A 21,523-nucleotide genomic window follows, 5' to 3' on the forward strand; every position below is an offset into this window, starting at 1 on the left:
TCAAATTAGTGTTTTCAATATTATTTCTTCTTTAATGAAATTTGCTTCGCTGCTTCTTGTTGAACTGATTCAAAATGCTTTTTTAATATTTTATAATCTTCAGCCGGATAAACAGCTTGACCTAAATAGAATTCATATAAAATCTGTAATTTATTACCGGCTGTTGCATACGTTTGTGAATAAATTAAATTGTCATTTGTTTTTATAACTTTTTTAAAATCTTCAGATTTAATCACTTCGTAATCTTCTGGAAGATCAACAGTAATCAAAACTTTAAAATAATAAGGGAAATTGAATTCTATTTTATTTTTTCGGTTTGTTTCTGTGAAAGTATATGAATTGATAAACGGTGCTAATGGATTTTCTAATGGAATAAAACCTCCTCCATTTATAGGCATTTTAGAAACATTATTTACAAAATATTTATCTTCTAAAAACTTTATCTCTTTACCTTCCTCATCACTTGGGATATGAATCGGAGATTTTACATAACGATTTACTAAATCTTTAGAATCTTTTTCGTCTTCATCATAAAAATATCCAGAAAATCTATCTCTTCGTTGCTCTTGAATGTTACCTTCTTTAAAAGTGTATTTAAACTCAACTTCGTTTTCTGAAACAAATTGATTAAATGCTACAAAGTTTTCATCTGTTCCTTTATCTAACATAAAACCATAATCGTTAAATAAATTTAAAGGAGTAAACTTGTATGTATTTTTAGGAATTTCTACAGCATTGATAACATATAAAGATCCTTGATTTAACTGAACTGAATTAACTACATAATCAAATTGATCTAAATACGGAAACGATGTAATTAACTTACCATTACTACGAGAAGACAATAACACTAATTCAGACTTTATTCCTTTTGCATTAAGAATACTATTCAATAAAATATTCATATCCGCAAGATTTGATGAACGAGAATCTAAAATTTCTTTCTGAGTTTTACTTGGATAAATTCCTTTGAATCCATTCCATTTAAAATCATTCTTAAACTTAGTAATAACATTATCTAACGTTTCTTTTTCTGTTTGACCATTTGGAATTGTTTCAGCATAATTTTTTACTGCAACATTATTCAGTAAACGAGAGTAACTTTCTTTTACTTCCTTTTTTAAATCATTCCACTTACCAATTGTACTTTTAAAACCTGTGTCTGAAAGATAACCTGACAATTGTAAACGAATACTTTCTAAAACATTTTTACGGTTGTAAACATATTGAAAACCATTATAACTTGGAATATTATGCAAAACCCAAGTGTCAACATTTTTACGACCTTTATATTTATCCGTTAATTGTTGCCCTACGGATAAATTTGTAAAATCTGCATTGGTATTAATTTTCAACTTAAAATTACTTTGTAAAGTAGGAAATTCATGCTGAAATTGCCATGCATCAATGTTATATAATTGTTGACTATTTAAAGTATATTGATATTCTATAATTGTACCTACACGTACATTTGGAACAGCAAAACGAACAGCTTTATAATATTGATTAACATCAACCTCAAAAATATCTTTATCCGAAATAGGCGTACTTACATATTCTCCATTAACAAGATTAATTGATTGTGCTTTTACATTTTTAATATTCTCTATATTATTTTTTGCATAATACATCAAATCAATATTTCCTTCATCTATGGCTTTTTCATCTAAGATTTTAATTCTTCTTTTCGTTACCAATTGATGTCCGCCTCCGTTAACATCTAAATATCCATTTTCGTCTAAAATAACTGCGGTAGCATCCTTATCGAATGATACAGAAGTTAGATCTAATTGTGTTGAAGTTAATTTTTCAAATCCTGAAAGTGATTTTTGTGCAAAAGTAGGAGTCGTTAAAAAAGTTAGTGATAGTAGTAAGTAGTAATTAAATTTCATGTCTTTTTTGTATGAATCAAATTTAATACAATAAACCGATATAATCTTATAATCAAATAAATATCAGCTTTCTAAAATTTTACAAAAAAATATAACTATTTATAATTGAATAATTAATAATAAAAAATTACATTTAATAGACTATAAAAATCAATCTAATTATGAGAAATTATTTAGCTGAATTCTTTGGAACATTTTGGTTAGTGTTTGGAGGATGTGGAAGTGCCTTATTTGCTGCTGGAATTCCCGATTTAGGAATCGGATTCGTAGGTGTTTCATTAGCTTTTGGTCTTACTGTATTAACAATGGCTTATGCTGTTGGTCATATTTCTGGTGGACATTTTAATCCTGCCGTTTCTATTGGATTATTTGCTAGTGGAAGATTTGAAGCAAAAGAACTTGTGCCTTACATTGCTTCTCAATGTGTTGGAGCAATTGCTGCTGCAGCTGTTTTATATGTAATTTGTACAGGAAAAGCAGGTTTTGTTATCGACCCAAATACTGCTGGAAGTTTCGCAGCAAATGGTTATGGAACTTTATCTCCAGATGGTTATAATGCGACTGCTGCTTTCTTAGCAGAGTTTGTATTAACAGCATTTTTCTTAATCATTATTTTAGGAGCAACAGATAAATACGCAAACGGAAAATTTGCTGGTGTTGCTATTGGATTAGCGCTAACTTTAATTCACCTAATTTCTATTCCAATAACAAATACTTCTGTAAATCCTGCTCGATCTACCTCTCAAGCTATTTTTGTTGGTGGAGATTATATTCCACAGCTTTGGCTATTTTGGGCTGCTCCAATTGCCGGTGCAATTGTTGGAGGTTTAATTTATAAATCTTTGTTAGAAAAGAAATAACTAAAAAGCGTCAACCAAAAGGTTGACGCTTTTTTATACTATATTTTTTAATGCTTGATCTAACGTTTCAAATCTAAACTTGAAGCCAGCAGCTATAATCTTTTTGTTATTTAATCTTGCACCCTCTAAAATTAAACAAGCCTTCTCTCCCATTCCAATTTTAACTAAAGTTTCCGGAATATTGGGTAAATGAATTTTATGACCTAAATGAAAAGCTAATTTCTCCATAAATTCTTGATGATTGATATGCTCTGAAACTGTAGCATTATAACTCCCTTGCATTATCTCATCTTCAACTGCTTTAATGTATATTTCACATAAATCATCAATATGAATCCAAGGCGACCATTGCGTTCCTTTTCCTAAACAAGCTCCTAAACCAATTTGTGTAGGCATTTTCATTAATTTAAATGAATCTGCATTTTTTGCTAAAACTAAAGGTGTTCTAATACAAACAACTCTTGCATTTACTTCCGTAAATTTTTCAGCAGCTTTTTCCCATAAAACACAAACCTCAGCTAAAAAATCATTTCCTGCTTTGGCTGATTCTTCAAAAATAAGATCTGAATATTTCTGACCATAATAACTAGATCCTGAAGCTGAAATAAAGAATTTCAAATTCACATTTAAATCTTTTATATATTTCAACAATAAGTTAGCTGTTTCTACACGACTATCTATGATTTCTTTCTTGTATTTAGAACTCCAACTCTTCATTAATGGTGCACCAGCCAAATGAATAATTCCGTCTAAATCTTCAAAAACCTTTTCGTTAATCTTATTTTTACTCCATTGATAGTAGGGATGATTCAAATCAGAATCTCTAGTTAATATCCGAACATTATGTCCTCTATCAATTAACTTTTTAGCCAATTCATCACCAATTAATCCACTTCCTCCTGTCAACAGAATGTTCATACTTATCTATTTTTTATAAAGCTAATGAAATTCATTGTATATAGCATAACGTCAACCATCACAAAATCCACCTTTACAATCAATATTTTTTCTATTTTAGCAATTTACAAATCCCTAACCGATGCTAAAAAAACGTATTCCTTTTTTAAACCTTTCAGAAGACGAAGAGAATCGTTTAAAACATAAAATATTTGATATAATTTTCGAAACGAATACCCGTATAGGAAAATTATTCAATATCATTTTACTTTTTCTAATTTTAGCAAGTGTGGGATTGGTTATGTTAGAATCCATTCCTTCTATAAATGCACGCTACCACAAAACTTTAGTGGCTTTAGAATGGATGTTAACTGCTATTTTTACTCTTGAATATTTACTCCGAATTTACTGTACCAAAAAACATTGGAAATATATTTTTAGCTTTTACGGAATTATTGATTTGTTAGCTATTTTACCATTCTTTATTGGATTAATTTATCCAGGTAGTAAATTTTTATCAAGTATCCGAATTTTACGTTTATTACGTGTTTTCAGAATTTTTGGTTTAACACAATTTACACGCGGAAGAAATGTATTGGTAATTGCATTATTACAAAGTCGCGAAAAAATTATCGCTTTCCTTTCATTCGTTTTATTAATTGTGGTTGTAATCGGATCTATCATGTACATGGTAGAAAGAAATCATCCTGAATCTGGTTTCACAAGTATACCGATTAGTATTTATTGGGCGATTGTTACTTTAACAACTGTAGGTTATGGTGATGTGGCTCCTGTTACCACTTTAGGGCAATTTTTGGCTTCTGTCGTAATGATTATTGGTTATGGAATTATCGCAGTTCCGACCGGAATTGTAACGATGGAAATGAATAAAGCAGCAAAAGATGATATCCCAAAAAATACAGAAGTTTGTCCACATTGTGCAGACGATTATCATTTAGATGGCTCTAAATACTGTAAAACTTGCGGTTATAAATTAAATCCTCACGATAAAAAATAATCTTCTTATTTTTTTAAATCAATTACATTAGAATTACTCAAAGAATAAACCTCTTTGTAGTTTTTTGCATACGTAATAGACATATTTAATTCGTATCCAATCAGCATCAATATAACATTGATGTAAACAAAAATCATCATAATCATCACTAATCCCAACGAACCGTATAACAAATCTATATTTGTAAATTTTTGTAAATAAAGATTAAAACCAATTACAGTTAATAAGAATAAAACTGAAGTTAATACTGCTCCTGGAATTACAGTACTTTTCGTTTTTTTATGATTTGGTCCAAATGTATATAACATACACATGGATATAAAATAGAACATGAAAACCGAAAAATAATTTATCAGATAAGAAAAATTACCTAACACTGATAAGAATTCTACATTCGTAATAAATTTCCAAATTACAGAAGTATAATAGGCCAAAGCTACTTGTAGCACAATAAAAACTGTAAAAAATAAAGTCAAGACAATTGATATTATTCTCGATCTTGAATTTCTCCTTTTCACATATACATTTTGGTAAGAAACATTAAACGAATTAATGATTCCCTGCACTCCATTAGACGACATAAAAATTGTTATCAAAATTAAATACCAATCTACTTTTTTCTTTCCTTGACTTTCAGTTGTCTTTTCTATGTAAGAAATCACTTCTGTTGATATCTGATGTGGTAAAATTTGTGGTAAAAACTGCGTAAATAATAATTTCTTGATTTCTATATAATATGGAATATGAGGTAATACACTAAATAAGAATAAAAGGAACGGAAATAAACTAAAAAAAATAATCCAAGACACTGCTGCTGAACGTAAAGGAAAGTTTCCTTTCATCACACGAATCCAAAAAACCTTTAAGAAATCGTAGACCGTAATCTCTGCTTCAGAATTAATCATTGTTGTACCTGTCCAACTTTTAATTGAATTATATCCCGAATAAGTTTTAAAAGTTTGGATAATGCTCATATTTTTGTACTTAGAATTATTTCATCCATGAATATTACAACAATCTGCATTGGTAAAACAGACGAAAAAGCAATCGAGTTACTTTTACAAAAGTATGAAAATCGTTTACCTTCTCATATCAATTATCAACGAATTGAAATTCCTGATCTTAAAAATAGAAAGAATCTTTCTGAAATTCAACAGAAACAGAAAGAAGGTGAGCAAATTTTATCAAAAATCCAAAATACTGATTTTGTAATCATTATGGACGAGAAAGGTAAACAACCAACTTCTATGCAATTTGCACAAGATATTCAGAATTACATGAATCAATCTGTTAAGAATTTGGTTTTTGTTATTGGGGGACCTTATGGTTTCGACGAGCCTGTTTATCAGCGAGGGAATAAGAAAATGTCGTTATCTAATATGACCTTTACTCACCAAATGGTTCGTTTATTTTTAACTGAACAAATCTACCGCGGATTTAGTATATTGCAGGGTAAACCATACCACCATGAATAATACAGATAATTTAAAAATAACAGATTCTAATCCATTTTCATTCGGAATTGTAAAAGCTGTTTTTTATAGTATAATAGCTGTTTTTACAATGCAAATAATTGGTGGAATTATACAGCTACCAGCATTTTTTTATCCAATTCTTAACCATGTATTACTACCACTTAGTTTCTTAGTTGGTATTTGCACTGCAATTGGAGCTTTGTTAGCTATTTTAAAAACAAACGCACAACCAATTATTGCAGAAATAAAACATAAAGTTTCAATAACTGAAATGGTTTTAGCTGTTTTTATCTGGATTGGATTTTTACCACTTTGTGAATACTTCACAACTCTAATACCAACTGACGGTCCTTTAGAAGAGCTTTATAAACAATTCGAATCATCTTTCGAAATGTTATTAAACTATAAATTAGCAGGATTTTTAATGGTTTGTATTTTTGCTCCTATTTTCGAAGAAGTTATCTTTCGTGGTATTATTCTTCGTGGAATGCTAAATGCCAAAGTTACCCCAATTGTAGCTATTGCGATTAGTGGACTTATCTTTGGTTCAGCTCATCTAAATCCATGGCAATTTGTAGGTGCTGGTTTATTAGGAGCCATTTTTGGTTATGTCTATTACCGTACAAAATCTTTAGCATTGCCAATTATATTACATGCGCTAAACAATAGTTTATCCTATTTTATCATGATGCAAGATAACTCGATGAACGAAAATATTTTTGATACGACAGACTTTGTATCAATAGGTATTTTCACAGCTTTCGCAATCGTACTAAGCTTTATCTTATATCGTATCACTCAAAAAAACTTTAACAACAATGGAATTAATTTTCGCCACACATAATCAACATAAATTAGAAGAAGTAAAACAAATGCTTCCTCAAAACCTTCAATTTAAATCTTTAACTGAAATTAATTTTCACGACGAAATTGAAGAAACAGGAACAACATTTATAGAAAATGCGACAATTAAATCGCAAACAATTTTCCAAAAAACAGGAGTTAATGTTTTTGCTGATGATTCTGGTTTAGTGATCGAAGGATTAAACGGCGCGCCTGGTGTTTATTCAGCTCGTTATGCTGGAACCGGAAAATCTGAAGACAATATTGCTAAAGTTTTAGAAGAATTAAAAGGAAACGAAAATAGAAAAGCGTATTTTATTGCTGTTTTCTGTTTAATTTTAGATGGAAAAGAATATTTCTTCGAAGGTCGTGTAAATGGAACAATTTCTGAAGAAATTTTAGGAGCTGATGGTTTTGGATACGATCCAATTTTTATTCCAGAAGGACACACTAAATCTTTTGCACAAATGACTGCCGAAGAAAAAAATAGCATGAGCCACCGTGGTCGTGCTGTTGAACAATTAAACGAATTCTTAACTAAAATAGCATAAAATTGAGTTTAGAAGTAACAATTTTAGGATTTAATTCTGCTGTCCCCACAGCGTTTTCACATCCTACTGCCCAATTATTAAACATTGCTGAACGGTACTTTTTAATTGATTGTGGCGAAGGAACACAAGTACAATTAAGAAAAGCTAAAGCTAAATTTAACCGAATTAATAACATTTTCATTTCGCACTTACACGGCGATCACGTTTTTGGTTTAGTTGGTTTAATTTCTACTTTACAATTATTAGGTCGCGATACTCCTTTAAATATTCATGGTCCAAAAGGTATCGAGGAATTTATTATGACACAATTACGATTAACTGAATCTAATTGTAGCTACGATATTGTTTTTAACGAATTATCAGGAAAAGAATCTGTATTAGTTTTTGAAGATGATAAAGTCGAAGTATTTTCAATTCCATTAAACCACAGAATTTACACCAATGGTTATCTTTTTAGAGAAAAACCAAAACAACGTAAACTAAACATGGATGCGATTGAACAATATCAAGAAATTGAAATTTGCGATTATCAAAATCTAAAAAATGGACGTGATTACGTGATGGAAGATGGTACAATTATCGACAATGAAGATTTAACTTTTGATGGTCCACGTGCTTTAAGCTACGCTTACTGTTCGGACACGAAATATAAACGTAACATTATTCCGATTATTAAAGGTGTTGATTTATTGTATCATGAAAGTACTTTCTTACACGAAGCAAAAGATTTAGCAAATTACACAGGTCATACAACTGCGAAAGAGGCTGGTATTATTGCCAGAGATGCAGAAGTTGGTAAATTAGTTTTAGGTCATTTCTCTAACAGATATCACGATTATAGTGTTTTATTAGATGAAGCTAAACTAGAGTTTGAAAATACAGTTTTACCTAAATTATTAGGAACAATAAAAGTTAAGCCATAGTGATTAGGCTAAACAAAAAAGAGCAAGTTTTACAACTTGCTCTTTTTTGTTTGACGCGTTAGGAATTGCAGTGAAAATCCTTTGCTGACAAAGCAAAGATTGTAACGAAAAGCCCGCCCGAACGCCCAAATATTTTGTATAAAAAAAACCGCTCGACTAATCGAACGGCTTTTATACTTTTCAAGAAAGTAACTACTATTTGTAAGAAGCGTCTTTGATACGTGCTTTTTTACCACGTAATGCTCTAAAGTAGAAGATACGAGCTCTACGAACTTTACCTTTCTTGTTAACTTCAATTTTTTGTAAAGCTGGCATGTTGATTGGGAAGATACGCTCTACACCAACATCTCCAGACATTTTACGGATTGTGAAAGTCTCAGTTGTTCCTTGACCTCTTCTTTGGATAACAACACCTTTGAAGAACTGAACACGAGTTTTTCCACCCTCTGTAATTTCTTGATAAACTGTAATAGTATCACCTGCTGCGAAAGCTGGGAACTCTTTTTTAGCTACGTATTTCTCTTGTACGTATTTAACTAAATTTTCCATTGTAATAATCGAATTTATTTAGATTGACCAACTTAAACGTCTTTCGCCAGAGGTTGAGCAATGCGAATGCAAAATTAATTATTTTTATTAACAATCCAAATCATTGTCGTGAAAATCTTGACTTTTTCTGTAAATTTTTAAAGCCTTTTCGTAATCTTCATCCTTCACTTGCAAGCGAATACCTTGCGAAAAGGTGGAACCTATGGTATAAGAAAGATTCTCGTCAAGAACTGTACTTTCAATCCCTTCAGATTCTAATAATAATTTAATAATATCAGCTTCAATTACTGTGTTAAATCGTGCTAAAATCTTAAACATAATTATTCGTATTTTATAATTACTTCATCATCTGCTGTTGTTCCTTTTGGATCAAAGCCTTTAATATTGCATAATAAATACCTCATCATCGCTAAGCGAGCTTCTTTTTTACTGTCAGTTTTAATTTCAATCCAAGGATTTTCTTTCGTACCTGTTTTCTCAAATAGTAAACTAATATATTTCGTGTAATCGTCCCATTTTTCTTGTGCTTGTTTGTCTAAGCTTCCTAATTTCCATTGTTTAAGAGGATCTGTTCTGCGTTCTTCTAATCTTGCAGCTTGTTCTTCTTTTGATATAGATAAATAAATTTTGATGATTTCGATTCCATCTTCAATCAGTAAATGTTCAACTTCATTAACTTGTTTCATAAACTTGTCATATTGTTCATCAGTACAAAAACCAAAAATTGGTTCAACTACCGCGCGATTGTACCAAGAACGATCAAAGAAAACGATTTCACCTTCATTAGGTAATTTCTTAAAATATCGCTGAAAATACCATTGCCCAGATTCTATTGCCGTTGGTTTAGGCAAAGCCTCTACTCTATACTTTTTTGGATTCATATTCTGCGTAACACGAGAAATTGTTCCTCCTTTCCCAGCCGCATCACGACCTTCTAAAATTACAAGTACACGCTTAATATTATCTACAACATATGATTGTAAACGAACCAATTCTACTTGTAATTCGGCTACCAATTTATCATACTCTAATTGTTTTCTAAATTTCTTTTCTTTAATTATATCATGTTCAACTAAAAAGTCAATAACTTGTTGTTTATTACTAATTGTTTCTAAATCCTTTAAATCAAATTCGGCCATTATTCTTTATCATTTAAATTGGTTTTACTTCAATTAAATTTACTTAAACTTTTTGAGAGTGAATAATCATTTGTAAGAATTTAAGAAATGTTTTGATTCAGAATGTAGTAAATCATTTTTTTATCCATAAATAGCTCATAAATTTGCATCAAATTCTAAAACATTTGACAAATGAAAATAATTAAAATATTATCAGTTATCACTTTATCTATCGTAGCAATCTCTTGCTCTAAAGAAGCTAAAACTGAAAATGAAGTTGAAGTACATGTTGTTGAAGAAACACATAATGAAATGTCGGCTGGTAATGCTTTAAATGTAGAAGTTGTAAATGAATTAGATCCTATTTGTGGAATGACAACTGCAGATCATTTAAAAGACACAGCAGACTATAAAGGAAAAACATATGGTTTTTGTAACACAATGTGTAAAGAAAAATTCTTAGAAAATCCAGAACAATATATTAATGAATAAACAACTGATTGGAGTAATTGCGATAATTGCTCTTGTTATTGGTTTTATTTTTTGGAACAAGTCCAAATCTGAAAGTGATTTAGTTAAAATAATGGATGTTCCTAGTTTTGAGATGACCAATCAATACGGTGAAAAATTTACGGAACGAGACATGTTAGGAAAAGTTTACTTAGTTGAATTTTTCTTTACAAGTTGTCCTACAATTTGCCCAGTAATGAAACAGAACCTTAGGATTATCGAGGATTCAATCAACGATCCACAATTTGGTATTGTTTCGATAACAATTGACCCTAAACGTGATACACCTGAACGTTTACTACAACATTATAAACAAATTCAGGCTAAATCTCCGAATTGGTATATGTTAACTGCTGAACGTGATTATATCCAAGAAGTAAGCAAAAAGTTTAATATTTATTTGGGTGATGCAAAAGATGATGCTAAAAGTTTAGACCACAGTGGTCAATTTGCATTGGTTGATAAACAAGGAAAAATACGTTCGCGAGTTAATGGACATGGAATTCCTAAATTATATTATTCTGGCTTAAATTATACTGATGCAGCTGGTGTTAACCCTTCCTTAAACGGAACTTATCATCCAGATGTTACAATGGTTATTGAAGATATAAAGAAATTATTAGAAGAATAAATTTCAAATAAAAAATCCACTTTACGAGTAAAGTGGATTTTTTATTTATAATTTGATTATCTCAATTTTACATTTACAACTTCTCCGTCCGATTTTACTTCAACAAATAATTCAAGAAATTCACTACTATCTTTATAATATTCATAAGGCGTGTAATAATCTGTACGACCTCCGTAACCATTATAACCACTTCCTGTATATTGATTTCCTGTATAAGTTGTCGTATAACCTAATGTTCCATAAATATAATATTTCCCTGGTTTCATATCAGGAAAAGTAAATTCGCCACTACTATTTGTGATCGATTCTAAACGATAACGAGTCGCATCATTACTCATTAAAACATACGTATTCTTTTTTGGATTGTTTTTTGATTTATCTTTCCATAAAGCATAATACTCTTCAAAATAAGGCGTTACTGGGAACAAAATAACTTTTATTTTATTTGCGAAAATTTTCTCTCCCGTTTTTAATCCAAAATTTTTATTTTCTCTTGCTCTAGTAAAAGCGACCCCTTTAATTTTACCTTTACCCATCGCTAACATATTTTTTGCAGCTATTGAATCAAATTGTTGTTTAGGATAAATAATTTTTTCATTTTGTTTTTTCAACATAGCTTCTTTATCCTTTTTTTCTGGCTCTACATATTGTGCTTCTATCAACGAATTAAAACATAAAAAAATCCCAAGTAATAAAGTGTATTTCATAATATTAAGTATTTAATTTTATCTAAAATACAATATTAATTTTATTCCAATATTGAATATCAATATTTTAACTATTTTATTTCATAAACATTATATAAATTGATTCTATTTTTTTATTGATTCAATATTTCAATTACATCATTATCTTTGCAGCATGGGAAGAAAAGTGAAACAAAAAATCATCTTAAATAACATCGAAGTTTTACGCGCAGGTGCGAAAGGTGTTTCTGTTGGAAAAACAGAGGAAGGAAAAACAGTTTTAATTAAAGGTGCTATTCCTGGGGATGTTGTAGATGTACACGTTTTAAAGAAAAAAAGTAGTTATTTAGAAGGACAAGCGGTAGCTTTCCATAAAAAATCTGAATATAGAGTTGAACCACAATGTGAGCATTTTGGAGTTTGTGGTGGTTGTAAATGGCAAGATATGAGCTATGATGCTCAATTGAAATTTAAACACGACGAAGTTGTAAACAATTTAGTTCGCATCGGTGGATTTAAAGATATCGAAAACGAAACTGATTATATTGTTGGTTCTAAAGAACAATATTTTTACAGAAATAAATTAGAATTTACTTTTTCTAATGCACGTTGGTTAACATTAGAAGAAATACAATCTGGGAAAGATTTTGATGATCGCGACGTCGTTGGATTCCATATACCAGGTGCATGGTCAAAAGTTTTAGATGTAACAAAATGTCACTTACAACGTGACCCATCTAATGCAATCCGTGTAGAAGCTAAACGTTTTGCTTTAGAACATAATTTAGATTTCTTTGATTTAAAAAATCAAGAAGGTTTATTACGTACTTTAATGATTCGTACTTCTCAAAACGGAGAATTAATGGTATTAGTTCAATTCTACCGTGAAGAAAAAGAAAACAGAGAAGCATTTTTACAGAACTTAAAAGATAAGTTCCCAGAAATTACTTCTTTATTATATGCAATCAATCCAAAACAAAACGATTCTGTTTACGATTTAGACATTCAAGTTTTTGCTGGAGAAGATCACATCATGGAACAAATGGAGGATTTAAACTTCAAAATTGGTCCAAAATCATTCTACCAAACAAATCCAGCGCAAGCATATGAGTTATACAAAATTACGCGTGACTTTGCAGGATTAGAAGGAAATGAATTAGTTTACGATTTATATACTGGTACTGGTACAATTGCACAATTCGTTTCGAAAAAAGTAAAAAAAGTAGTTGGTATTGAATCCGTTCCAGAAGCTATTGAAGCTGCTAAAGCTGCTGCAGAGCGTAACGGAATTACAAACTGTGATTTTTACTGTGGTGATATGAAAGATGTATTAAACCAAGAATTCATCGAACAACACGGTATTCCAGATGTAATCATTACTGATCCACCTCGTGATGGTATGCACAAAAAAGTAGTTGAAAACATTTTATTCATGAATCCTAAGCGTGTTGTTTACGTTTCTTGTAATTCTGCAACTCAGGCTCGTGATTTAGAATTGATGAAAGATCAATACAAAATTGTTAAAGTTCAGCCAGTTGATATGTTCCCACAAACACATCACGTAGAAAATATCGTAGTTTTAGAGAGAATTTAAAACCACTCATTATCCAAATGAATTGTAATTACATTAAAAATATAACTACATTAGGTCTTGCACTTGGAGTGTTTACACTTACAAGCTGCGAGCCTGATGATATCTGTTTAGCGGAAGAAGCTCCGTTTGTAACATTAAAGATGTATTATCCAAATTCTGATACAGATTTAGAAGATACTATTTTCTATAAAGCTTATGTAAATGATACGCTTTTAATCGAATCAGGAAGTAATGAAAAGGATTTAACTGTATTAAATTTACCAATTTTAACTACAGAAAATCGTACTATAAAATATATCTTGGAACAAGGATCTACTTACAAAACTAAATTTATTAACGGAAATGATACTGTTGTTACAACACATCAAGCACCGCAAGATATAATTTATGTAAATTATCAAATAGATAATAAATACAATTCTAAAGCGTGTGGATTTGGAGTATTTTTTAAAGATGCTACATTTACAACATCAAACAATTGGATACAAAATTTAGAAATCGTTAATACAACTATAGATGATGCAACGTCAACTAATCTTAACATTTTTGCTGAACCTCGTAGCTATTAATTTTGCTTTTGGTCAAGATACAATAGCAAAAGATAGTATTGTTAAAATAAAAAATCCAGGACATCTATATATTGGAGTCGATTTATCTACTCCTGCACAATCAATTTTCTCGGATAAACAAGGTGGTCAAGCTTTTGTTAGTTATCAAATTAAACCAAAAATACATGCAATAGCTGAATTTGGTTTTGAAAAGAATACTTTTAAAGAAAATCATTGGGATGTAAACGTTGATGGTTTCTTCGGAAAAGTTGGTGTTAACTATTTTTTTACTCAAGAGTCTGAAAATCCTGAAAATGGATTTTATGTTGGTGGGCGATTAGCTTATTCAGCATATAACCAAAAAATTGATTTATATCCTATCAAGGACATTTATACAAATCAAATGATTGGAGAAGGTTCTAAAGAAAAAGCTTCTGTAAGCTCATATTGGGTTGAAGTTGTTATTGGAGGTCGCTTACAATTACACAAAAAATTATACGCAGATTTCTCCATTCACCCAGCGGTATATATTGGAAGTAAAAAACAAGAAGATATAGATCCTTTAGTCATACCAAGCTATGGTAGAAATAATGGTTTATTTAATTTACCAATCTTTTGGGGATTATCTTACCAATTATTTTAAACTAAAAGTAAATCAATAAAAGAAAGAGAGTGAATATATTCACTCTCTTTTTTTTATATATAATCAGTTTAAATATTAATTCTAAGCACATTTTAAGATATATAAAAAAGGAAAGCCCTCACAAAAGTGAGGGCTTTAACCTTAACCAACCTAAACCTATGAAAAAGCCATTAGCCTTTTATAGACACAAAAGTAACATAGTTTTTAATAAAAACAAGCATTTGATATTTTTTTTTATAAAAAATTATCTATTTAAAAAATGTTTAAACACAAATAGATTATAAAATATTGCTATATAAAATTTTAATCAATATTAAGATAATTCAAATAAATGTTCTTATATTTGCACCTCGTAAAAAAAGTATTAATCATAATAAAACAATTTTAAAATGACAAATTACGAAACTGTTTTCATTTTAACTCCCGTTCTATCTGACTCTCAGGTAGAGGAAGCAGTTAATAAATTCAATGATTTCGTTACTTCTAACGGAGGTGAAATCGTTGCTGCTGAAAATTGGGGACTAAAAAAATTAGCTTACCCAATTCAGAACAAAAGAAATGGATTCTACCACTTAGTAGAGTTTAAATCTGAAAATGCTGACTTAGTATCTCAATTAGAGGTTGCTTACAAGCGTGATGAGCGTGTTATCCGTTTCTTAACTGTGAAATTAGACAAACACGGTATCGAATGGGCTGAAAAGCGTAGAACAAAATTAAAGTCTAACTCTAACAAGTAATCAAAGCTATGGCAATCGACGATTTAGCAAAAAAAGCAGCAGGAGGTAGCGAATCAGAAATCCGTTACTTATCTCCATTAGATATTGAAACACAATCTAACACAAAATACTGTCGTTTCAAAAAATTCGGAATCAAATACGTTGACTACAAAGACGCTGATTTCTTATTACAATTCGTAAACGAGCAAGGTAAAATCTTACCTCGTCGTTACACAGGAACTTCTTTAAAATACCAAAGAAAAGTTTCTAAAGCTATTAAAAGAGCACGTCACTTAGCATTAATGCCATTTATCGGTGACCAATTAAAATAATTAAAAACCTAAAAGAAATTTTATCATGAACGTAATTTTAAAACAAGATGTAGATGGTTTAGGTTTTGAATTCGAAATTGTTTCAGTAAAACCTGGATACGCTCGTAACTTTTTAATTCCACGTGGTTTAGCTACTGTAGCTACTCCTAAAAACGTAACAGCATTAAATGAAGTTTTAGAAGCTCGTAAAGCTGAAGAAGCTGCATTAATCGCTGATGCAACAGCTAAATCTGCTAAATTAGAAGGTTTAGTAATTAATTTAGAAGCTAAAGTTGGAAACGGAGACAAATTATTTGGATCTGTTAACAATGCTAACTTAGCTGAAGCATTAGTTAAAGCTGGTGTTGAGATTGAGAAGAAAAACATCAAAATCCCTGGAAACACTATTAAACGTCTAGGAAAATATACTGCTAAAGTACGTTTCCACAGAACTGTTGAAGTTGATTTCGATTTCGCAATTGTTCCAGATGCAGATTCTATCAAAGCAGCTGAAGAAGCAGCTAAAACTAGAGCTGAGATGGCTAAATTAGATGCTCAAAAAGCAGCTAACGCTAACAAAGAAGAAGGTTCTATCTTTAACTTTGACAATCCTATCTACGCAATGGATAAGAAAAAACAAGCTAAAGAAGAAGTTGCTACTGAAGAAGCACAAACTGAAGAATAATTTATTATTCAACATACTTCAAAATCCTCAATCATTTGATTGGGGATTTTTTTTTATACCATATACTTTCGTTATACGAATTTAAAGTATAAAAAAAAACGACTTCAAAATTGAAATCGCTTTAAAAAACATATAAATATTATTATTTTATTTTGCTACTTTACTGTAGTTATTTTCTACTTCTTTCCAATCTAAAACACTAAAGAAAGCATCAACATAATCTGCTCTTAAGTTTTTATATTTTAAGTAATAAGCATGTTCCCATACATCAATTCCTAAAATAGGAGTACCCTTCTCTTCTACCACAGACATTAATGGATTATCTTGATTTGGAGTTGAAGTTACTGCTAAAGTACCATCTTCTTTAACAATCAACCAAGCCCATCCAGATCCAAATCTTTTAGTAGCTGCTTCTTTTAATTTTGATTTTAATTCGTCTAAAGAACCAAAAGTTTCATTAATCTTAGCTAATAAAGCACTCTTTTCGTCTAATTGTACAGGATTTGGCGACATAATATCAAAATACAATAAGTGATTATAATATCCACCTGCATTATTACGAATTGCATTATTTTTCATCGCTTCTTCGCTCTTTAACAACTTAACGATATTACTTTCGTTATTATTAGCCTCTTTTAAAGCTGTATTTAAATTATTAATGTATCCTAAATAATGTTTACCATAATGCGTTTCCATTGTCTTAGCATCGATGTATTGATTTAATTCATCGTATGCATATTTCAATGTTTTAATTTGATATATACCTGGATCAGCTTTTACATCAGTCGGGCTTCCTAATTTTTCCACGACTTTTAATGTATCAACCTCAACGATAGAATCTCCCATATTTGTTGGTGATTCTGTTGTACCTCCATTCTTAGAATTATCACACGATTGGAAAAATAGCGCTGTTCCTAAGATTGCTGCTATGTATATATGCTTTTTCATTTTGAGAATTATGTTGTAATATTATTTAAAGCTAAAATATAGTAATTTTACTTGACTATGAAAGGATTTATTATCAATATTTTGTTAAATACATAAAAAAAGAGCTCAATTATGAGCTCTTTAACAATATATCGAAAAATATGAATATTATTTCTTGTAATTTACTACTGCTTCGATAAATGCTTGTGCATTTTCTACAGGTACATTTGGTAAAATTCCGTGGCCTAAATTAGCGATGTATTTTTGTGTACCAAAACGGTCAATCATATCAACTACTAATTCTTGAATTTTCTCTGGTGGAGATAATAAACGAGCTGGATCAAAGTTACCTTGTAACGTTTTCTTGTTTCCTGTAAATTGACGAGCTAATTCTGGAGTAATTGTCCAATCAACTCCTAAAGCTGAAGCTTTAGAATCTGCCATTTTCTCTAAAGCAAACCAACATCCTTTTGCAAAAACTGTAACCGGAACTACTTTAGAAAGTTCGTTCACAATTCTTTCAATGTATTTCCAAGAGAATTCATCGTAATCTGCTGGAGATAACATTCCTCCCCATGAATCAAAAATCTGAATTACATTAGCTCCGTGTTCTACTTTCTTTAATAAGTAATCAATCGTAGTTTGTGTAATCTTTTCTAATAACATATGAGCCGCAATTGGGTTCTTGAAACAGAAAGATTTTGCTTTATCGAAAGATTTAGACCCTTGTCCTTCTACTGCGTAGCATAAGATTGTCCAAGGAGATCCTGCAAATCCGATTAATGGAATATTATTGTCTAATTCTTTTTTAGTTAAATCCATTGCAGCGTATACGTATCCTAATTCTTCTTCAACATCTACTACTGGAATATTTTCTACGTCTTGTAATGTACGAATTGGTTTCTCTAACCATGGTCCTACCCCTGGTCTCATTTCGAAATCCATTCCCATTGCTTGAGGAACAACTAAAATATCAGAAAAGATAATAGCCGCATCTAATGGAAAACGACGAATTGGCTGAACAGTAATTTCTGCTGCTAATTCTGGCGTTTGGCAACGTGTAAAGAAGTCGTATTTATCTCTTAATTCGATAAATTCTGGTAAGTAACGACCAGCTTGACGCATCATCCATACTGGTGGACGCTCTACTTCTTCTCCTCTTAATGCTCTTAAAAGCAAATCATTTTTAATCATTAATGCAATGTTTTATATTGTTAACAACAACATCTACCAATGGAATATCTGCGGTAATAATGTTGTGATTTGTATACACTTTTTCGACTTCAGCAGTCGTTGTTTTTCCAACTGTAAAAATAGTTGAATTTGTTGGAATTGAATTGTTTTTAACAAAGCTTTGGAACGATAAAGGACTAAAAAACACATATGCATCATAGTCTTGTTCTACTTCATAAAAAACTGGTGACGATTGATAAGTAATAATCTCGTTTACTGTGTGATTATTCTTTGTTAATTCATCAACCAATAAATCTCGACGTGTATTTCCACAGAAAAAGTTCCAACTCTTATCAGCTTCAATTTTTAGAAGTTCGGGTGCTAAATCTTTCGCATAATCCGTTTCTAAAACCACATTGAAATTTAATTCTCTCAGTTTTGCTGCAGTTTTCTTACCTACTACATAGAAATCACCATCCAATTCTATATTTTGAATCGCTCTTACTGAATTTTGACTTGTAATGATAAATCGTTTACAATTTGGATTGATTTGATTTTGAATTAAACTTTCGTCTGATAGTTCAATCGCTAAAGTTGGTCGACAATCAATCTGAACTTTAGTTCCTAATTGTTCCATCAACCATTCTTTATTAATCTCTTTTGTAAACAATACGGATTGTATCATTAACGTTGTCCTATTTCTTGTTTAATTTTTGTAATCATTTCAGCCGCTCCTTTTGCTATTAATTCTTCAGCAAATTCACGTCCTTTATTTAAGTATTCTCCTTTTTGGAATTCATTTTCGATTGTTAACATTTCCTGTCCATCAATCGATAAAACTGCTCCTTTAAAAGTATATGTATTTTCGTCTTTCTTCTCTACTAAAGCTCCAATTGGCGCAGTACAACCTCCTTCTAAAACATTTAAGAATTGACGTTCTACAGTAGCGAATAATTCACATTCTTCATCGTTTAAGCTTGGCATTTCAAAACCTTGTTTTGCAACAATTCCTAAAATTCCTTGCGAAGGTGCTGCCACCATCCAATCGATAATTTTATAATGAAGATTTTTTTCCTTTAATTCTTCTAAAATTTCAGAACGATCTAATCCTGCGAAAGCAAAAACAGCTCCGTCCCAATTGTTATCAATTAATTTTTGTAAACGTAATTGCACGTTACCTCTTAAATCAACAACTGTATCTTGTGGATATTTATGATTCCAGAAAGCTTTACGACGTAAAGAACCTGTAGCTATTGTACGGTTTTCTTTATTGAAGATTTCTTCTGATTTATAAACCAAAATATCGTTAGAATTTGCACGCTCTGGATAAGCAATTAATTCTAAACCTTCTGGTAAAACAGTAGGAACATCTTTTAATGAATGTACAGCGATATCTACTTTATCATTTAATAAAGCAATATCTAAAGAACGAGTAAAAACACCTGTTAATCCTAAAGAATAAATTGGTTGTTTTAAGTTATCGTCTCCTTCTGAAGTTACAGGAACAATTTCTGTTGCACATCCTTTTGCCTCTAATAACGAAGCAACTTTATTGGCTTGCCAAAGTGCTAAAGGACTTTGACGAGTACCAATTTTTATCGTTTTCATCTTGTATTAAGCTTGTTTTAAATGAAACATTTTCTCGATTAACTCGATTGTTTCTTTAGAATCATCACGGTTTTCAATCAAGAATGATGCAAATTGATTTGTAATCTTTTGCATTAACTTGTTTGTTAACATGATTTCTTGTTCAGATACCTCGATATTATCTTTTCTAAGGTTATTTAATTCGTGTTGCTGTAAGAAATCTAATCTATTTTTAAATAATTGAATTGCTGGAACAAATTCACGATTTTCTAACCATTCGTAGAAATCCTTAGAATATTCATCGATAATGGCAATCGCTTCAGGCACCGCATTACGGCGCTGAGCGATTGTATCATCTACCATTTTCGAAAGTCCATCGACATTCACTAATTGAATCGACTCACGTGATGCTAATGTATGAACTACGTTTTCTGGAACAGACATATCAATAATTGTAAGCTGTTTATCGTAAGGAATCATATCTTCTGTAATTGTGTGCACAGACGCACCAGTTGCTACAATTAAGATATCCGTATTTTTTAATTCTTCTTGAAGTTCAGAATGATCTTTTACTTTTACATGGTGTTTTAATGCAATCGCTTCTGCTTTCGCTTTTGTACGATTGATTAAAGTGATATTAGTTGTAGGATATTGCTTAACTAAGTTAGCACATGTATTACGCCCAATTTTACCAATACCGTAAAGTAAGATGTTTTTATCAGTTAAATCTGGTTGAGTTTGTTGAATGAAATTTACAGCAGAGTAAGCAACAGATGCTGATCCGTTACTTAAGAATGTTTCATTCTTTACTTTTTTAGAAATTTGAATAGCAGTATTTACTAATCTTTCTAAAAAGGCATTAGATGCTCCCATTTTTTTGAAGCGCACAAACCAAATTTTAATTTGACCAATAATATCAAAATCTCCTAAAATTTGACTTTCTAATCCTGATGAAACTCGGAATAAATGAGAAATTGCTTCCTCACCTTCTTTTACCATCATAAACTGACGGAATTCATTCGCATTACCTTCTGTAAACTTACAGTATTGTTCTACCATTTGGTCTTCGCTATCTGCAAAACCATAAAACTCTGTACGATTACAAGTTGATACAACAAAGAAATTATCAAGACCATTGGCTTGAGAATCTTTTGTAAATGCTTCTACCTGCTCTGGAAAAAACGTATATTTACCACGTGTTACGGCATCAGCTTTTTCGTAGCTAATTCCGATAACGTAAAATTTTTGTTCCTCTTTATTTCCTCTAATTGTCATTCTCTGTAAAAACTGATACAAAAATACTCTAAAACATAGAACAGAAAATACCTATAAAAGAAAAAAATAACGCTAAAAATTAATTTATGCTTTTTTAGAATTATTATAAAT

25 protein-coding genes and 1 pseudogene are annotated in these 21,523 nt (G+C 30.7%); 14 read left to right on the forward strand and 12 right to left on the reverse strand.

The genetic code is table 11. From position 1 onward, the window contains the following. Positions 1–20 precede the first annotated feature (20 nt). The gene (locus EAH69_RS01815) at positions 21–1,892 is read right to left on the reverse strand and encodes a DUF3857 domain-containing protein (RefSeq protein ID WP_121933486.1); all 1,872 of its coding nucleotides are present in this window, start codon (positions 1,890–1,892) and stop codon (positions 21–23) included. A 161-nt stretch (positions 1,893–2,053) separates the two neighbouring features. On the opposite strand from EAH69_RS01815, the gene aqpZ reads away from it, so the two are divergent. Continuing rightward, on the forward strand, positions 2,054–2,752 hold the full coding sequence (gene aqpZ, locus EAH69_RS01820; RefSeq protein WP_121933487.1) for an aquaporin Z: 699 nt from the start codon (positions 2,054–2,056) through the stop codon (positions 2,750–2,752). A 33-nt stretch (positions 2,753–2,785) separates the two neighbouring features. Here aqpZ and EAH69_RS01825 read toward each other — a convergent pair whose 3' ends face one another. Further along, positions 2,786–3,670 (reverse strand): TIGR01777 family oxidoreductase, encoded by an 885-nt coding sequence (locus EAH69_RS01825; RefSeq protein WP_121933488.1) that lies wholly within the window; start codon positions 3,668–3,670, stop codon positions 2,786–2,788. Positions 3,671–3,791: 121 nt separating this feature from the next. Here EAH69_RS01825 and EAH69_RS01830 point away from each other — a divergent pair, with 121 nt between their 5' ends. Next, positions 3,792–4,667, forward strand: a complete 876-nt coding sequence (locus EAH69_RS01830) for an ion transporter (protein ID WP_121933489.1) — start codon at positions 3,792–3,794, stop codon at positions 4,665–4,667. A 5-nt stretch (positions 4,668–4,672) separates the two neighbouring features. Here EAH69_RS01830 and EAH69_RS01835 read toward each other — a convergent pair whose 3' ends face one another. Then, positions 4,673–5,641 carry a YihY/virulence factor BrkB family protein gene (locus tag EAH69_RS01835; RefSeq protein ID WP_121933490.1) on the reverse strand — a complete coding sequence of 323 codons (969 nt, stop codon included), beginning with the start codon at positions 5,639–5,641 and terminating at the stop codon, positions 4,673–4,675. Positions 5,642–5,668: 27 nt separating this feature from the next. Between EAH69_RS01835 and rlmH the strand changes: the two genes are divergently transcribed. From rlmH to EAH69_RS01855, 4 genes are read left to right on the forward strand one after another with little or no spacing between them, the layout of a single operon-like run. Beyond that, complete coding sequence (gene rlmH, locus EAH69_RS01840; protein ID WP_121933491.1) at positions 5,669–6,142, forward strand: 23S rRNA (pseudouridine(1915)-N(3))-methyltransferase RlmH; 474 nt, start codon at positions 5,669–5,671, stop codon at positions 6,140–6,142. Then, positions 6,135–6,986, forward strand: a complete 852-nt coding sequence (locus tag EAH69_RS01845) for a CPBP family intramembrane glutamic endopeptidase (RefSeq protein ID WP_121933492.1) — start codon at positions 6,135–6,137, stop codon at positions 6,984–6,986. The genes rlmH and EAH69_RS01845 overlap by 8 nt, the downstream gene beginning before the upstream one ends. Further along, entirely contained in the window at positions 6,961–7,536 is a 576-nt protein-coding gene (gene rdgB / locus EAH69_RS01850; protein WP_121933493.1) for an RdgB/HAM1 family non-canonical purine NTP pyrophosphatase, read from the forward strand. Before EAH69_RS01845 ends, rdgB begins: the two co-directional genes overlap by 26 nt. Positions 7,537–7,538: 2 nt before the next feature. Then, positions 7,539–8,459, forward strand: a complete 921-nt coding sequence (locus EAH69_RS01855; RefSeq protein ID WP_121933494.1) for a ribonuclease Z — start codon at positions 7,539–7,541, stop codon at positions 8,457–8,459. A 195-nt stretch (positions 8,460–8,654) separates the two neighbouring features. Here EAH69_RS01855 and rplS read toward each other — a convergent pair whose 3' ends face one another. The 3 genes from rplS to ppk2 all read right to left on the reverse strand — a co-directional run bounded on the left by rplS (position 8,655) and on the right by ppk2 (position 10,147). Continuing rightward, positions 8,655–9,008 (reverse strand): 50S ribosomal protein L19, encoded by a 354-nt coding sequence (gene rplS, locus EAH69_RS01860; RefSeq protein ID WP_121933495.1) that lies wholly within the window; start codon positions 9,006–9,008, stop codon positions 8,655–8,657. An 87-nt stretch (positions 9,009–9,095) separates the two neighbouring features. Beyond that, complete coding sequence (locus EAH69_RS01865; protein WP_121933496.1) at positions 9,096–9,326, reverse strand: putative signal transducing protein; 231 nt, start codon at positions 9,324–9,326, stop codon at positions 9,096–9,098. A 2-nt stretch (positions 9,327–9,328) separates the two neighbouring features. Then, positions 9,329–10,147, reverse strand: a complete 819-nt coding sequence (gene ppk2, locus EAH69_RS01870) for a polyphosphate kinase 2 (RefSeq protein ID WP_121933497.1) — start codon at positions 10,145–10,147, stop codon at positions 9,329–9,331. A 171-nt stretch (positions 10,148–10,318) separates the two neighbouring features. Between ppk2 and EAH69_RS01875 the strand changes: the two genes are divergently transcribed. Further along, a complete protein-coding gene (locus EAH69_RS01875) occupies positions 10,319–10,618 on the forward strand; it encodes a YHS domain-containing protein (protein WP_121933498.1) in 300 nt (99 codons plus the stop codon). Further along, a complete protein-coding gene (locus EAH69_RS01880; protein ID WP_121933499.1) occupies positions 10,611–11,267 on the forward strand; it encodes an SCO family protein in 657 nt (218 codons plus the stop codon). Before EAH69_RS01875 ends, EAH69_RS01880 begins: the two co-directional genes overlap by 8 nt. A 56-nt stretch (positions 11,268–11,323) precedes the next feature. On the opposite strand, the gene EAH69_RS01885 is transcribed toward EAH69_RS01880, so the two are convergent. Next, positions 11,324–11,974 (reverse strand): carboxypeptidase-like regulatory domain-containing protein, encoded by a 651-nt coding sequence (locus EAH69_RS01885; protein WP_121933500.1) that lies wholly within the window; start codon positions 11,972–11,974, stop codon positions 11,324–11,326. 154 nt (positions 11,975–12,128) lie between these two features. Here EAH69_RS01885 and rlmD point away from each other — a divergent pair, with 154 nt between their 5' ends. From rlmD to rplI, 6 genes and pseudogenes are all read left to right on the forward strand, one after another. Continuing rightward, positions 12,129–13,547 (forward strand): 23S rRNA (uracil(1939)-C(5))-methyltransferase RlmD, encoded by a 1,419-nt coding sequence (rlmD, locus tag EAH69_RS01890; RefSeq protein WP_121933501.1) that lies wholly within the window; start codon positions 12,129–12,131, stop codon positions 13,545–13,547. 17 nt (positions 13,548–13,564) lie between these two features. Beyond that, positions 13,565–14,116, forward strand: coding sequence for a DUF6452 family protein (locus tag EAH69_RS01895; RefSeq protein ID WP_121933502.1), 552 nt, complete (start codon positions 13,565–13,567; stop codon positions 14,114–14,116). Next, the gene (locus EAH69_RS01900; protein WP_147439065.1) at positions 14,064–14,738 is read left to right on the forward strand and encodes a DUF6048 family protein; all 675 of its coding nucleotides are present in this window, start codon (positions 14,064–14,066) and stop codon (positions 14,736–14,738) included. The genes EAH69_RS01895 and EAH69_RS01900 overlap by 53 nt, the downstream gene beginning before the upstream one ends. Positions 14,739–15,127: 389 nt before the next feature. Further along, positions 15,128–15,475 (forward strand): 30S ribosomal protein S6, encoded by a 348-nt coding sequence (gene rpsF, locus EAH69_RS01905; RefSeq protein WP_121933504.1) that lies wholly within the window; start codon positions 15,128–15,130, stop codon positions 15,473–15,475. A gap of 8 nt (positions 15,476–15,483) precedes the next feature. Beyond that, on the forward strand, positions 15,484–15,786 hold the full coding sequence (gene rpsR, locus EAH69_RS01910) for a 30S ribosomal protein S18 (RefSeq protein ID WP_121933505.1): 303 nt from the start codon (positions 15,484–15,486) through the stop codon (positions 15,784–15,786). 25 nt (positions 15,787–15,811) lie between these two features. Beyond that, positions 15,812–16,309: pseudogene (rplI, locus tag EAH69_RS01915) on the forward strand (50S ribosomal protein L9); the annotation flags it as partial. Positions 16,310–16,597: 288 nt separating this feature from the next. On the opposite strand, the gene EAH69_RS01920 reads toward rplI, so the two are convergent. The 5 genes from EAH69_RS01920 to hemA form a co-directional block, all read right to left on the reverse strand. Then, positions 16,598–17,398, reverse strand: a complete 801-nt coding sequence (locus EAH69_RS01920; protein WP_121933507.1) for a superoxide dismutase — start codon at positions 17,396–17,398, stop codon at positions 16,598–16,600. A gap of 147 nt (positions 17,399–17,545) precedes the next feature. After that, positions 17,546–18,571: a uroporphyrinogen decarboxylase gene (gene hemE / locus EAH69_RS01925; protein WP_121933508.1), complete on the reverse strand. Its 1,026-nt coding sequence runs from the start codon at positions 18,569–18,571 to the stop codon at positions 17,546–17,548. After that, positions 18,564–19,235: a uroporphyrinogen-III synthase gene (locus tag EAH69_RS01930; protein ID WP_121933509.1), complete on the reverse strand. Its 672-nt coding sequence runs from the start codon at positions 19,233–19,235 to the stop codon at positions 18,564–18,566. Before EAH69_RS01930 ends, hemE begins: the two co-directional genes overlap by 8 nt. Continuing rightward, positions 19,235–20,158, reverse strand: a complete 924-nt coding sequence (hemC, locus tag EAH69_RS01935) for a hydroxymethylbilane synthase (protein WP_121933510.1) — start codon at positions 20,156–20,158, stop codon at positions 19,235–19,237. Before hemC ends, EAH69_RS01930 begins: the two co-directional genes overlap by 1 nt. A 6-nt stretch (positions 20,159–20,164) precedes the next feature. Continuing rightward, positions 20,165–21,412, reverse strand: a complete 1,248-nt coding sequence (gene hemA, locus EAH69_RS01940) for a glutamyl-tRNA reductase (protein WP_121933511.1) — start codon at positions 21,410–21,412, stop codon at positions 20,165–20,167. Between the last annotated feature and the right edge of the window lie 111 nt (positions 21,413–21,523).

It is taken from the genome of Faecalibacter macacae (assembly GCF_003687725.1).
GTDB lineage: Bacteria > Bacteroidota > Bacteroidia > Flavobacteriales > Weeksellaceae > Empedobacter > Empedobacter macacae.

Bases quoted from the DNA above. Each gene is read 5' to 3' on its own strand.
- EAH69_RS01815 (WP_121933486.1), bottom strand. From the start codon at position 1,892: ATGAAATTTAATTACTACTTACTACTATCACTAACTTTTTTAACGACT.
- aqpZ (WP_121933487.1), top strand. From the start codon at position 2,054: ATGAGAAATTATTTAGCTGAATTCTTTGGAACATTTTGGTTAGTGTTT.
- EAH69_RS01825 (WP_121933488.1), bottom strand. From the start codon at position 3,670: ATGAACATTCTGTTGACAGGAGGAAGTGGATTAATTGGTGATGAATTG.
- EAH69_RS01830 (WP_121933489.1), top strand. From the start codon at position 3,792: ATGCTAAAAAAACGTATTCCTTTTTTAAACCTTTCAGAAGACGAAGAG.
- EAH69_RS01835 (WP_121933490.1), bottom strand. From the start codon at position 5,641: ATGAGCATTATCCAAACTTTTAAAACTTATTCGGGATATAATTCAATT.
- rlmH (WP_121933491.1), top strand. From the start codon at position 5,669: ATGAATATTACAACAATCTGCATTGGTAAAACAGACGAAAAAGCAATC.
- EAH69_RS01845 (WP_121933492.1), top strand. From the start codon at position 6,135: ATGAATAATACAGATAATTTAAAAATAACAGATTCTAATCCATTTTCA.
- rdgB (WP_121933493.1), top strand. From the start codon at position 6,961: ATGGAATTAATTTTCGCCACACATAATCAACATAAATTAGAAGAAGTA.
- rplS (WP_121933495.1), bottom strand. From the start codon at position 9,008: ATGGAAAATTTAGTTAAATACGTACAAGAGAAATACGTAGCTAAAAAA.
- EAH69_RS01865 (WP_121933496.1), bottom strand. From the start codon at position 9,326: ATGTTTAAGATTTTAGCACGATTTAACACAGTAATTGAAGCTGATATT.
- ppk2 (WP_121933497.1), bottom strand. From the start codon at position 10,147: ATGGCCGAATTTGATTTAAAGGATTTAGAAACAATTAGTAATAAACAA.
- EAH69_RS01875 (WP_121933498.1), top strand. From the start codon at position 10,319: ATGAAAATAATTAAAATATTATCAGTTATCACTTTATCTATCGTAGCA.
- EAH69_RS01880 (WP_121933499.1), top strand. From the start codon at position 10,611: ATGAATAAACAACTGATTGGAGTAATTGCGATAATTGCTCTTGTTATT.
- EAH69_RS01885 (WP_121933500.1), bottom strand. From the start codon at position 11,974: ATGAAATACACTTTATTACTTGGGATTTTTTTATGTTTTAATTCGTTG.
- rlmD (WP_121933501.1), top strand. From the start codon at position 12,129: ATGGGAAGAAAAGTGAAACAAAAAATCATCTTAAATAACATCGAAGTT.
- EAH69_RS01895 (WP_121933502.1), top strand. From the start codon at position 13,565: ATGAATTGTAATTACATTAAAAATATAACTACATTAGGTCTTGCACTT.
- EAH69_RS01900 (WP_147439065.1), top strand. From the start codon at position 14,064: ATGATGCAACGTCAACTAATCTTAACATTTTTGCTGAACCTCGTAGCT.
- rpsF (WP_121933504.1), top strand. From the start codon at position 15,128: ATGACAAATTACGAAACTGTTTTCATTTTAACTCCCGTTCTATCTGAC.
- rpsR (WP_121933505.1), top strand. From the start codon at position 15,484: ATGGCAATCGACGATTTAGCAAAAAAAGCAGCAGGAGGTAGCGAATCA.
- EAH69_RS01920 (WP_121933507.1), bottom strand. From the start codon at position 17,398: ATGAAAAAGCATATATACATAGCAGCAATCTTAGGAACAGCGCTATTT.
- hemE (WP_121933508.1), bottom strand. From the start codon at position 18,571: ATGATTAAAAATGATTTGCTTTTAAGAGCATTAAGAGGAGAAGAAGTA.
- EAH69_RS01930 (WP_121933509.1), bottom strand. From the start codon at position 19,235: ATGATACAATCCGTATTGTTTACAAAAGAGATTAATAAAGAATGGTTG.
- hemC (WP_121933510.1), bottom strand. From the start codon at position 20,158: ATGAAAACGATAAAAATTGGTACTCGTCAAAGTCCTTTAGCACTTTGG.
- hemA (WP_121933511.1), bottom strand. From the start codon at position 21,412: ATGACAATTAGAGGAAATAAAGAGGAACAAAAATTTTACGTTATCGGA.